Origin of the sequence: Candidatus Chloroploca sp. Khr17, from assembly GCF_004138165.1 — a bacterium.
In the GTDB taxonomy this organism is placed as follows: Bacteria; Chloroflexota; Chloroflexia; order Chloroflexales; family Chloroflexaceae; genus Chloroploca.
The window spans coordinates 209,355-221,875 of the sequence record NZ_RYFF01000001.1 but is presented as its reverse complement, the minus strand read 5'-3'; the positions used below and the strand labels follow the sequence as shown (position 1 = coordinate 221,875).

The 12,521-nt window shown below is 56.8% G+C and carries 11 protein-coding genes; 7 read left to right on the top strand and 4 right to left on the bottom strand.

The genetic code is table 11. The annotated features are described in order from the left end of the window. Nucleotides 1-27: 27 nt before the first annotated feature. The 4 genes from EKD05_RS00915 to EKD05_RS00900 all read right to left on the bottom strand — a co-directional run bounded on the left by EKD05_RS00915 (nucleotide 28) and on the right by EKD05_RS00900 (nucleotide 4,069). Entirely contained in the window at nucleotides 28-1,671 is a 1,644-nt protein-coding gene (locus EKD05_RS00915; RefSeq protein WP_129670417.1) for an amidohydrolase, read from the bottom strand. A gap of 241 nt (nucleotides 1,672-1,912) precedes the next feature. Next, entirely contained in the window at nucleotides 1,913-2,071 is a 159-nt protein-coding gene (locus tag EKD05_RS00910; protein ID WP_129670416.1) for a Flp family type IVb pilin, read from the bottom strand. A gap of 156 nt (nucleotides 2,072-2,227) precedes the next feature. Further along, nucleotides 2,228-3,301, bottom strand: a complete 1,074-nt coding sequence (locus tag EKD05_RS00905) for a sensor histidine kinase (RefSeq protein ID WP_129670415.1) — start codon at nucleotides 3,299-3,301, stop codon at nucleotides 2,228-2,230. 9 nt (nucleotides 3,302-3,310) lie between these two features. Further along, nucleotides 3,311-4,069: a polyprenol monophosphomannose synthase gene (locus tag EKD05_RS00900; protein ID WP_129670414.1), complete on the bottom strand. Its 759-nt coding sequence runs from the start codon at nucleotides 4,067-4,069 to the stop codon at nucleotides 3,311-3,313. 124 nt (nucleotides 4,070-4,193) lie between these two features. Between EKD05_RS00900 and EKD05_RS00895 the strand changes: the two genes are divergently transcribed. From EKD05_RS00895 to EKD05_RS00865, 7 genes are all read left to right on the top strand, one after another. Next, nucleotides 4,194-5,735 (top strand): hypothetical protein, encoded by a 1,542-nt coding sequence (locus EKD05_RS00895; protein WP_129670413.1) that lies wholly within the window; start codon nucleotides 4,194-4,196, stop codon nucleotides 5,733-5,735. A 30-nt stretch (nucleotides 5,736-5,765) separates the two neighbouring features. Beyond that, nucleotides 5,766-7,310: a hypothetical protein gene (locus EKD05_RS00890; protein WP_240695566.1), complete on the top strand. Its 1,545-nt coding sequence runs from the start codon at nucleotides 5,766-5,768 to the stop codon at nucleotides 7,308-7,310. A 66-nt stretch (nucleotides 7,311-7,376) separates the two neighbouring features. Continuing rightward, nucleotides 7,377-8,132, top strand: a complete 756-nt coding sequence (locus tag EKD05_RS00885) for an NAD-dependent deacylase (RefSeq protein ID WP_129670412.1) — start codon at nucleotides 7,377-7,379, stop codon at nucleotides 8,130-8,132. A gap of 12 nt (nucleotides 8,133-8,144) precedes the next feature. Next, nucleotides 8,145-9,173, top strand: a complete 1,029-nt coding sequence (trpD, locus tag EKD05_RS00880) for an anthranilate phosphoribosyltransferase (protein ID WP_129670411.1) — start codon at nucleotides 8,145-8,147, stop codon at nucleotides 9,171-9,173. Between the two features lie 18 nt (nucleotides 9,174-9,191). Next, nucleotides 9,192-11,051: a TrkA family potassium uptake protein gene (locus EKD05_RS00875; protein ID WP_129670410.1), complete on the top strand. Its 1,860-nt coding sequence runs from the start codon at nucleotides 9,192-9,194 to the stop codon at nucleotides 11,049-11,051. A 3-nt stretch (nucleotides 11,052-11,054) separates the two neighbouring features. Further along, nucleotides 11,055-11,855: an indole-3-glycerol phosphate synthase TrpC gene (trpC, locus tag EKD05_RS00870; protein WP_129670409.1), complete on the top strand. Its 801-nt coding sequence runs from the start codon at nucleotides 11,055-11,057 to the stop codon at nucleotides 11,853-11,855. Between the two features lie 162 nt (nucleotides 11,856-12,017). Then, the gene (locus tag EKD05_RS00865; protein WP_129670408.1) at nucleotides 12,018-12,488 is read left to right on the top strand and encodes a DUF4190 domain-containing protein; all 471 of its coding nucleotides are present in this window, start codon (nucleotides 12,018-12,020) and stop codon (nucleotides 12,486-12,488) included. Nucleotides 12,489-12,521 lie beyond the last annotated feature (33 nt).

Genomic DNA, 12,521 nt, shown 5'->3' with positions numbered 1-12,521 from the left:
AGGTCAAGCCTTCGCCTGCTCCTTTCCTCATCCGCCTGATGACGATCGTTCAAACACCACCTGCCCATCAACAAGCGTCATCGCTGCCGTTATCGCTCCAAGTTCATCCGCACGGCACTGCAAGGGATCACCGGTCAGCACCACAAGATCGGCCAGTTTACCGGGGGTCAGTGTCCCTTTCACTGCGGTTTCAGCACTTGCCACTGCCGGCCCATAACAATAGGCCCGTAGGGCTTCTTCGACCGTCAGGCATTGCTCGGCATACCAACCGTCTACCGGGGTACCATCGGGGCGTTGACGAGTTACCGCAGCGTGGATGCCCGACCACGGATTCATCGTCTCAACGGGCGCATCGGAACCAAAGGCGAGCGTCGCGCCACTGGCCTGGACACTGCGCCACGCATACGCCGAGCGACAGCGCTCACCCCCCCAGAGCTGCGAGGCGGCGGTGATATCGCTGGTACAGTGGATCGGCTGCATCGAGGCAATGATGCCGAGTTGCCCGAGACGAGGTATATCAGCGGGATGCAGCACCTGGACATGCTCAATCCGGTTCGGCAAGGCCAGCGACGGGAAAGCCTCAGGCTGAGCCTGGCGGTCGTGCAGCGCCCGTTCGATGGCATCAAGCACCTTGCGATTGGCGGCATCACCAATTGCATGCACTGCAACGCTTATCCCGTGGGCATTTGCCCGCCTGATTGTTGCCTCAAGCACCTCAGGTGGCATCATCGCCAGCCCCGTACTGCTCGTACCCTCATACGGCCTCAGCATCTCCGCGCTCTGCGAGCCAAGTGAGCCATCGGCAAAGAGCTTGAGCCCACCAAGGCGGAGCCAGGCATCGCCAAAGCCACTGCGCAACCCGAGCGCAATCGCCGCATCGAGATCGGGCTGAGCCATATAAACCAGACAACGTACGCTCAACCAGCCCCGCTGACGCATCGTTTGCAGATCACGTAAGGTAGTTGAGGCATCAGCAGGATCAGTGCCCGGAGGCACATGGATGCTGGTGATCCCATAGCTCAAGGCTTCATCGAAGGCCGCCTGCAGCGCACCGAGTCGGTCTTGCTCACTGAGTCGCGGTTCAACCGCACGCACCAGATCCATCGCTGTGTCAACCAGAATGCCGGTTGGTTCACCATCGTTGTCACGCATAATCTGCCCACCCGCAGGATCTGGCGTTGCTGCAGTAATGCCTGCCAGTTCGAGGGCGCGACGATTGACCCAGGCTGAATGACCATCCTTGCGCAACAGGATCACCGGGCGGTGAAGGCAAACCCGGTCAAGATCATCTCGGGTTGGCCAACGCCCCCCCCAGAGCACGTGATCCCACCCACTGCCGCGCAGCCAGGCCACCTGAGGCAACCGAGCATCCCGCTGGGCCACCATCTCCAAGGCCATCTCAAGCGTAGCAACGCCGGCCAGATTGGCTTCACGACGAGTAAAGCCTTGCCAGGTAATATGGACATGGGCATCGGTAAGCCCAGGCACAACCGCGCGACCAGCGAGGTCAATCAATTCGTGGGTTCCGCCAGCTATCGCCACGATCTCCTGAACCTGACGTTCGGTGCCAAGCGCAACGACTCGTCCGTCACGCACCGCAAGCGCCTGAGCCACTGGCAAAGCCGGGTCAAGCGTGTAAATCGGGCCATTGTAGAGGATCAGCGTTGTCATGCCATCAAGTTCCTGCACACGTGAACAATTGTTGTACTAGTCAAATAACCGGCACGACGAATTATACACCTTTTGCAAAGATCTTGCGCTCACCTCATGCACACAGGGCACAGCCCTCAAAATTGTTTGTGGGACGGCTCATCAACCAGCTTCGCTGGCTAATGAGATCGTCCCACAAAGAAATGTGCGACGTCCCTCGGTTTCGGAGGGGCGTCGCACATTAGGTTGACAGGAAAATAGACTATACCTTCAGGCCGCTATTAATACCCGAGAAGACCTGCGAAACCTTGTTGCCGAGTACTGTCAAAATACCAATAACAACAATAGCAATAAGCACAAGAATAAGTGCGTACTCGACGAGGCCCTGGCCCTCTTCTTTAGCAAAAAAGCTGCGTAGCATGTCTGTCACCTCCTTCCTGTTTGAGATATACCCCTGAGGGTTATTACCACATGCTCAGTATAATTTCACCCTGGCTCATCTGCAATAGTCTGAAAGTCCTGTCAACTCAGGGTACTGCCAGAAGTGATGACGTAGTCCAATAGACCACGCCATCGGTCAGGGTAAGGGTATGTTAGCCGCCACTCTGGTGCCTCGGTTTATCGCGCTCTCAATACCAAACTCGCCGCGCAGCAACACTTCGGCCTGTTGGCGCATATTGGCAATGCCCATACAGCGACGTGCACGGGCATGTTCCAGTGTATCACTCACGTGAAAACCCTGCCCATCATCTTCGATGATAATCTGCAACGTATGCCCAGAGCCATCGAGCAAGACGCGCACCTGATTGGCATTGGCGTGACGGGCTACATTATTGAGGGCCTCTTGAATGAAGCGAAAGATCATCACTTCATAGTGATTCGGCAAGCGTTGTTCAAGGTTCTGGATCATCAGATTTACCTCGAGCTTATTCTTTTCACTGAACTGAGTCGTATAACGGCGCACGGTCGGTACCAGGCCAAGGTCGTCGAGGGTCATTGGGCGCAAGTCAAAGATGAGCTTCCGGGTATCTTGCAGCGTTGTATTGATCGCGTTCTTGAGGGCGTTGAGTTCGGAACGAGCCTGTTCGAGATCATGATCAATCAGGCGATAGCAAATTTCAGCGCGCAGTACCAGGTTGCTCATGGATTGAGCTGGCCCGTCGTGCATCTGCAGTGAAAGGCGTAGGCGTTCGCTCTCTTGTGATTGAATGATATTGGCAATCATCGCTTCGGTGTCGATCCCGTTCTGGTTCTGTGCGCCAGCCGAGAAGCCTCCGGTCTGCATGGCTTCGAGGAGATCGCTGAGCAAGCCAACCACATTTGCGATTTGACCCTGTTGCGTCCGCAGCATATCACGCCGACTCTGGATCTGTTCCAGTTGCCCCCGCATGATCTGCAAACGCATCTGCACCTCCTGGGAGGTGGTGTAAAAGTTCTTGATCTCGTCTTTGCTGTAGCGTTCAAGGTTGACTTCGAGATCACGTACGCGATTGGAGACCGACAACTCGCGCTGGGCAAGTTTCTCGACCTCAATCGTGCTCTGGCGGACCAGAACTTCAACTTCACTGAGTTCGCGCCGCGAGCGTTCCTGGTCTTCACGATAGGTTGTCAGCGTGCCTTCGAGTTTCTGAATAAGCTCTTCGATTGACATAGATCTTCCTTAGATGCGCCCAAAGCGCAACTTCCAGACATTGATCAACGCTTCGAGGACGATGCGGCGCGACATTTTGGATCGCCCGACCCTGCGATCGGGGAAGATGATTGGCACTTCACGGATGGTAAAACCGGCCTGTAAGACACGGTAGACCATTTCAACTTGGAAGCCATACCCATTCGAGCGGATGCGGCTCAGCTCAAGGCGTTCGAGCACATGACGCCGGTAACAGCGAAAGCCCCCGGTCGCGTCAGCAACCGGCAAGCCGAGAATGAAACCAGCGTAGAGGTTGCCCCCACGGCTGATCAGTTGGCGACCAGGCCCCCAATCGGTGGTGCCACCCCCGGCAACATAGCGCGAACCAAGCACCAGGTCGGCTCCTGCTTCGGCTGCCGCCAGCAAGGCTGGCAAATACCCGGGATCATGGGAAAAATCGGCGTCCATCTCAAAGATGAACTCGGCACCTTCGGCGAGTGCCCGCTGGAAACCCGCAATGTAGGCACTGCCGAGCCCAAGTTTGCCAGGCCGACGCAATAAACCAAGGCGTGGTTGGTCACGCGCCATCTCTGCAACGAGATCACCTGTGCCATCAGGCGAACCATCATCAACCACCAGCACACGGAAGCGGTCATGCTCGAGAATGCGTGGAATGAGTTGCCCAATGTTCTCGGCTTCATTATAGGTTGGCACAATAACCGTACAGTTGGTGATAGCCACAAAATGAGGCAAAACAACTGGTCTGGTGGGTGAAATTGTAGTGAGCATAACAGGCCCATTCCTCCTCTCATATGAATATGCGACCGTTATCGTCTAATGGTATTATAACGATTGAGCGAACCAATAGCGATAGCCTGAGAGTATTGGTTTCTTACCTGACTGGATTACCCTCGTGCCCTCTACATCATCTGATCACACACGGCAGTTGCCCCTCGTGCGTCTGGATCACCTCTGGGTGTTGCTGGCGCTCAGTGTGATTGCGGTCTTCATCAGCCTTGCCCCGACAAGTCCCAACGATTTCTGGTGGCACCTCAAAGCTGGTGAATTGACCGCGACCACTGGCTTGCCCACAACGAATCTTTTTGCCTGGGGAGTGCCTCCCGAAGCCCCGTATGTCTATCAGAGTTGGCTCGGCGAGTGGCTCTTTTTTCAAATCTATACGTTTGGTGGCTTTCCCCTTGTGATCTTCGTGCGCAATCTTCTTGGCATAACCGCCTATACCCTGGTCGCGTATGAGACCCATGCCCGTAGTGGATCGTGGCGTCTGGCCGCCCTGGCGTCCCTCTTTGCGGCGGCTATGACGATTAATAACCTGACCACGCGAACTCAGAACTGGTCATGGGTGCCGTTTCTCGTTACTTTGTTTGTGCTGGGACGCTACGTTGATGGCCGCATCGGGCCACGCTGGTTGATCAGCCTGCCCCTGGTGATGATCTTCTGGGTGAATGTGCATGGTGCGTTCGTGATGGGTCTGTTGCTTGCCGGGGCTTTTGTGGTTGGCGAAACGTTGCGTCGCATCCTGCGGCAGCCACGTGCGCTGGCCTGGTATCGCCTTCGTCCACTCTATCTGGTCACTGGCGCAATGCTGCTTGCGACCCTGATCAATCCACTGGGCTTCGGCATTTTCAGCTACGTGCAGGCCTTGTTGAATGATCCGGCTAGTCAGGCGTTGATCGTCGAGTGGCAATCGCCCACGCCACGGAATCTTGCCGGGGCGGCTTTTTACCTTGGCGTGCTCGCCTTGTTTGCGGCGTTTGGGCTTGGACGCCGCCGCCCGACCATCACCGAGGTGATTCTGGTGTGTGGCCTTGCTTGGCAGAGCTTTCTTGGCGTACGCTATGTTGTCTGGTTTGGGTTTGCCGCTATGCCGATTATGGCCCAGAGCTTGGCGTCCGCACGGCCAACGGTCGGAACCACAGGGTTGCCAGCACGCAAAGAACGCGGCGGTGGCTCGGTCGCAAATCTGGCAGTGGCGCTCTTTTTGTTGATCGCAGTGCTTGCCGTGCAACCCTGGACAAAACCATATCTGGGTTTGCCCGCGCCCTATCAAGCGCTTTTTGTCGATATGCCTGGGGCGCCCCTGCTGTTTACCATTGATACGCCCGTGGCCGCAACTGAACACCTGCGCACCGAGCCGTGCGACGGTCGGCTCTTCAACGAAATGGGCTATGGTTCATATTTGGCCTGGGCACACTATCCCCAGGATCTGCATTTTATCGATCCCCGGATTGAGCTTTTTCCCTTTGAGCTTTGGCAAACCTATATCGACGTGAGTGCCGGGCGTGAGGTGGCGGCATTTCTTGATGACCACGACGTCAAGTGCGTGCTCCTGCACCAGACTCGCCAGGCAGGGCTGTCCACAACGCTTGCGACGTTCCCTGCATGGGAACGCACGTTTCAAGATGACACAAGTGAAGTTTGGCGGCGCCGTTGATTGCTTGGGGTGGTTGATGTAGTGGTAGATATGATGAAGGTCAAGCAGAGAGGACAAACTGGTCAGCGTGGCGTGAGCCTTGATCACGTCTGGCTTTTTGCTGGCGTCGCATTTGTTGCGCTCAGGGTTCTGTTGACGCCAATCCAACCCCACGATTTCTGGTGGCATATGGCGACTGGGCGCGTGATCGTCGCCACCGGGACGATTCCAACGGTCGATAGTTTTTCGTATACCCAGGCTGGGCAACCTTTTTATAATCAGAGTTGGCTGGCTCAAGTTGGGATGTATCTACTCTTTTCGGTCGGGGGCGCTCCGCTGATCATTTTCGTGCAGGCACTGCTGCTTGCATGTGCCTACGGGCTGTTGCTGCGTCTGGCGATCAGGCAGAGCGGGCGTCTTCGCTTGAGCGTGGGTGTGCTTTTGCTTGGTACGTTGCCTGCTTCGTTTGATAACTGGCTGGTACGCCCACAGAGTTATGCCCTGGTCATCTTTATTATCTATCTCTATCTATTGACGGTCTGGCGTGACCCTCACGAGCCACGACGACAACAGTGGCTCTGGCCGCCGCTGCTGCTGTTGCCCCTGCTTGGGATGATCTGGGTCAATGTCCACGGTTCATTTGTGCTCGGTGGTGCATTGATCGGGCTTGTCTTTGTGGGGGAAGTTTTGCGCCGTTGGATCGAGCGACGACGGGCACGGCGTCAGGGCAGCACCGCACCTTTGCGTCCACCCCTCGTGCAACTGATCATCATCGGCAGTTTGACCGGGCTGAGTTGGCTGATCAATCCTGGTGGGCTACAGGTGCTCGGGTATGTAGGCAATTTGCTGAGCAGTTCACAGGTGACGCAACTGGTCACTGAATGGGCGCCACCAACCACACGCGATCTCAATGGGGCGATCTTTTTTCTCTTTGTGATGGCGGGCATTGTCATTCTTGCGTATGCGCATACACGGCCTGATCCGGTGGATATGCTGCTCGCGGGGGCGTTTCTCTGGCTAGCGCTGGGGGCGGGGCGCAATAATATCTGGTTTGTTGCCGTTGTGAGTCCCTTGTTGGCACGGCAACTGGCGGCTTGGCGTTCCGCCGAGGTGCCGACACGTCCGCTGTATCAAGGGCTGCCGATGGCCAATGCCATACTCATTGGTTTGATCAGCCTCTTGCTCGTGCTTGCGTTGCCCTGGGTCAAACCCTGGCTTGACCTTCCACCCGAAGTGGGTTCATTGCTTGCGCCTGAGACACCAGTTGACGCGGTTGCCTTGCTCCGCCGGGATCCCCAGCGTCCTGAGCGGCTCTTCCATGATATGGGCTATGGTAGCTACCTAATTTGGGCTGCACCCGAGCAGAAGGTGTGGGCCGATCCACGGATCGAACTGTATCCTCTTGAGCAATGGCTTGACTATCAACGTCTTAACGCTGGAACGAAGGTCGAGTCCTTGATTGAAGCGTACCAGATTGACGGTCTCTTGCTCAGTAACGAACAGCAGGCAGCCCTGGTTGCGTGGGCCGAGGAACAGCCAGCCTGGGAATTGCGCTTTCGTGATGAGGTGAGTAGTTATTTTGTGCGCAGGCGCTAAATGGAGTCAATTGCAGCATCATGAGGGGCGCTGTATACTGTAGAAAGCATGCAGAGGAGGAAGGAGATGAACCAGATGCTTGAGCGGGCGAGCGAACTGGTTGCCCGGGCGCAACGAATTGTTGTGTTGACCGGGGCCGGGTACAGTCGCCCTTCCGGGATTCCTGATTTTCGCAGTGATGATGGGGTGTGGGCCTCGTATGATCCCGTGGAAGTTGCGTCGCTGCGGGCGTTTCGGCGTAATCCCGATACCTTTTACGCGTGGCTCGAAGGCTTGCTTGCGCCAATGCTTGCGGCTCAGCCGAACCCCGCCCATCTTGTGCTTGCCGAACTCGAACGTGCTGGCAAGATTCATGCGGTGATTACCCAGAATATTGATGGCCTGCATCAGGCGGGTGGCTCGCGCAAGGTTTATGAATTGCACGGTCATCTGCGCCAGGCAACGTGTCAGGGCTGTGATCGTCAGGTGCCGATGCCTTCTTTGCTCGGCGATGTACGGCGCGGCGCTGCCCCGCGATGCGAGTGCGGGGGGGCTTTCAAGCCCGATGTCGTGCTTTTTGATGAGCCACTGCCGCAGGGTATCTTCTGGTTGGCCCAGAAAGCGCTGGAAGAGTGCGATCTTGTCGTGGTCGCCGGAACATCGCTTGAGGTCGCGCCTGCGTGCGATCTTCCTTTGATTGCGCTGCGGCGCAAGGCGCGTCTGGTGATCGTCAATCTTGAGGCTACGTATCTTGATGATATGGCTGATGCTGTGCTGCGCGGCGATGTGGCAACAATCATGCCCGCCCTGGCCAACCAGGTGGCAAGAGTAATTGGTGGGTAGAGGGAGAAGATTTTGGAGATTCGTGAGGCGATTGTGGCGGTCGTTGCGGGCCGGGATTTGAGTCAGCATCAGGCGGCTGAGGTGATGGAGACGATCATGGCTGGGTCGGCGACCCCAGCGCAAATCGGGGCTCTGTTGACGGCCCTTCATTTGAAGGGTGAAACCGATGCGGAACTAGCGGGTATGGCTGAGGTGATGCGGCGTAAGGCGACGATGGTTGTTGCCGAAGGCCCTGTGGTTGATACGTGCGGCACCGGAGGAGATGGGTCGCTCAGTTTCAATATCAGTACAACCGCTGCGTTTGTTGTGGCTGGTGCCGGGCTGACCGTCGCCAAACATGGCAACCGGGCGATGTCGAGCGTCTGTGGGAGCGCTGATGTGTTGGAGGGTCTGGGGGTGCGCATTGAGATGAATGCGTCGGCAGTCGCACGTTGTTTGCGTGAGGCAGGCATTGGCTTTATGTTTGCGCCATCCTTTCATCCCGCGATGCGCTTTGCCGGGCCAGTCCGTCGTGAGATCGGAATTCGGACAGCCTTTAACATTCTTGGCCCGTTGACAAATCCGGCTCAGGCTCGCCATCAGGTGATCGGGGCAGCTTCAGTTTCCCTCGCCGAGAAACTGGCGCGCACCCTCGCCCGTCTTGACAGTGCGCATGCCCTCGTTGTCCACGGCGATGGTGGCATGGACGAACTAACCCTCAGTGGTACCAATCTGATTGTCGAAGTCCGTCATGGGCATCCAATCAGTTCATACGAGTTTACCCCCGAAGATGTGGGCCTTGCCCGTGCGCCCCAGGCGGCGCTGCGTGGGGGTGATGTCCTGGTCAATACGGCGATTGTACGGGGCATTCTGGAGGGCAGCGATATTGGCCCGCGACGCGATGTGGTCTTGCTCAACGCAGCGGCAGCCTTGATCGCAGGCGATAAAGCCTCTTCACTCAAAGAGGGGATCGCCCTGGCGCGTGCTAGCATTGACGGGGGCTCCGCGCTCGAACGGCTTGAGCGACTCATTGCGGTAAGCCATGCAACGCTTCACGACTGACTCGTGTGAGTTTGCACGATGAGCACACTCAACGCGTCGGAAGACGAAATTCGGCTTGAGCGCCTACGCCAGCGGCGACGAAGCTATTCGCTCTGGCGACTTTTGCGTGCTAATCTTTACGATCTGCGGATGCTCCTACGGCAAGCGTGGGTGCCGCTGGCGAGCCTCGTTGTTCTATTGCTTGCCAGTGCGTTGTACCTGCGGCTTGACTATTTTCCCCGCCTGTGTGTAGAATCTGGCGCATTCTGCGGGGTAGACGGCGACTTTGCGACGTCGCTCTATGCGACACTGCTGCTGCTTGTGTTTGAAGCTCCGACCGACTTTCCAAACGATTTGGGCGGGAGGCTCATCTTCTTTGGCGTTCCTCTCTTCGGGCTCTTCTTCCTGCTGCAGAGTGTGGTTGATTTTGCGCAGCGGCTCTTTGACAAGGGTTTGCGACGCGAAGGATGGCAGACCGCCCTCGCCAGTACCTTCAGTGGTCACGTGATTGTCTGCGGCATCGGGCGCGTCGGTTATCGCACGGTCTTGCAACTGCTTGATGTTGGGTACGAGGTGGTGGCGATTGATCATGACATGGGCAGCGAGTTTGCCATGACCATGAGCCGCTTGAAAGTACCGTTGATCGTGGGTGATGCACGTGAGCCAGAGGTCTTGACACAGGCCGGGCTCACGCGCGCACACAGCCTGATCGCAGCCATCAATGATGACCTGCTGAATGTTGAAATCGCGCTCGCTGCTCGCCGCAAATGCCCTGGCTTGCAGACAGTCATGCGGATTTTCAATCGTCAACTCGATGAGAATCTTGAGCTGACAATTGGACGCAATACTGCTTTTAGTTCATCAGCGCTGGCCGCACCGACGCTGGCTGCGGCCGCCGTCAGCGAAGCAATCTTGCATGTCTTTCATCTACCCGGCGGCCCCCTTGCCCTCTCGGAGGTGACGGTAGCAGACGAGAGTGGACTGACCGGTTTTGTTGGCGCGATTGAGCAGGCGTACGGGGTACGCGTTTTGCGGCTACGTGATGCCAAGCGTTACGAGCGCCGCTGCACATTCATGACCCGGATCGAAGGCAATGATCGCATCTTGCTATTGGGTAGCCTGGATGCCCTTGAACGGGCGCGTCGCGCCAACCGGGCTGATAGCAAGTTGAGTTTTCTGAGTGCCCAGATGCAACCGGTGCATAATGCACCACGCGCCAATACCGTCATTGTTTGTGGTATGGGCAAAGTTGGCTCGGCAATCATTCGGTTGCTTTTGCAGATGAAACCTCGGCCAAATCTCGTGGCGATTTGCATGCCCGATACGCCACGTTGGCAGATCGAGGATCTTGAAGCAGGTGGCGTACGTGTTCTACGTGGCGATGCGCGTGAGGCAGCCGTCCTGGAAAAGGCTGGCATTGCTGATGCCTATGCGGTCGCTGCTGTTGTTGGTAACGACCTCGTCAATCTGCAGATTGGTATGGTCGCACGTTCGCTCCGACCTGAGGTGCATCTGGTCTTGCGTGTGTTTAGCGATGTGCTAGCCGAACGGCTTTCAGGCCTCTTTGGGATCAATACGGTCTATAGCACCTCGGCCCTGGCGGCACCGACCCTTGCTGCCGCTGCCATTTCACGCGAGATCGATCATGCCGTTGATCTTGGCGAACGCATCTTTGCCAGCCAGGCCATTGTCATTGATGCTGGCAGCTCGTTGGGGCAACGAACCATCGGAGCGATCCGCGAGCAAGACAATCTGCTCGTGATTGCGCTGCAACACAATGGACATCTAACTCAACTTCCCACCCCAGAACTATTGATCGTTCCTGGTGACGAAATCATGGTACTCGCCGATCTGAAGGCCTTGCATAGGTTGCATACTGACGAGAAGAGGAAAGGGTAAGGTATGGCCCAAGAGACGATTCTAGATACGATCCTGGCGCACAAAGCAGTCGAGGTGGCCCGCCAGCAGGCCAAAGTATCGATGACCGCACTGAGCGCACGCATTGCGCGCGCACCGAAACCCCGCGACTTTGCCCTGGCGCTGCGTCGTGCCCATGGGACGGCCTTGATCGCCGAGGTTAAAAAAGCCTCGCCCAGCCGGGGTGTCTTGCTTGAACCCTTTGATCACCTTGCGCTGGCGCAGATCTACCGCGATGCCGGCGCTGCCGCAATTTCGGTGCTAACCGATAGGCGGTTTTTTCAAGGGAGCCTGCAATTCCTTCAGGGTATTCGCAAACTCCCTGGCATCCCGCCGCTCTTGCGCAAAGACTTCATCATTGACCCCTATCAGATCTACGAGGCACGCGCATATGGGGCCGATGCATTGCTCTTGATCGCCGGGGCGCTCGACGATGCCATGCTGCTTGAACTCCACGCCCTGACGGCCATCCTTGGCATGACGGCCCTGGTTGAAGTTCACACCGAACAAGAACTCAAGCGAGCGTTGGCCGTCGGAGCAAAGGTGATCGGGGTCAACAACCGAAACCTGCACACCTTTGTCACTGACCTGGGCACAACAGAAAACCTGGCTCAGCACTTGCCTGAAGGCCCTGAGCGTCCGCTCCTGGTTAGTGAAAGCGGCATCTTCACCCCCGAACATGTTCGCCAAGTGCAGAGCTACGGGGTTGATGCCGTTCTCGTCGGCGAAGCCCTTGTGACCGCCGCCGATATTGGCTTGTTGGCGCGGACCCTCGTCAATGCGTAGGGGAACCTTCGTTCGCTGGAAAAAAGGCAGCGAGGCTGGCTTTTTTCCAGCGAACGAAGCTCAGTTTGAGGGCGTAGCCCTACCAGACTTCTTGTGCAACTGTTCCCCCCAGCGTAGCGTATAATCCCTAGAAACCTTGCCTAGCACACCCTGGAGAATGCGATGATTTGTTCACAGTGTGGAGCAGAAAGTGCCGAGGGCCAGCGCTTTTGTTATAACTGTGGCGCACAGTTGAGCCAACAACAACAGCAGATGGATCAGCCTTCGCGGGTCACCCCGATAACAACGCCATACCAGCCGACGCAGCCTGATCCATACCCATATCAACAACAGCCACCTGCACCATATCAACCCCAGGTTTCTGGTGGCTATGCACCTGCGGTCATTCCTAATAGTCAGCTAGCCGTGATCAGCGTCATCCTGGGGGTGATCAGTTGGATCATCTTGCCGGTGATTGGCTCGATTGCCGCGATCATCTTTGGGCACCTAGGCCGCAGCGAGATCCGTCAATCGGGCGGGCGCATTGGTGGCGACGGGCTTGCTGTGGTTGGGTTGGTGCTTGGTTATGCCCAGGTGATCATTCTCGTCCTTGGTTTTTGCGCCTTTATGGCCTTGATTGTCGCTGTCGCGTAGCTAGACTAAAGATGACAAAACGGCCAGCAGAGC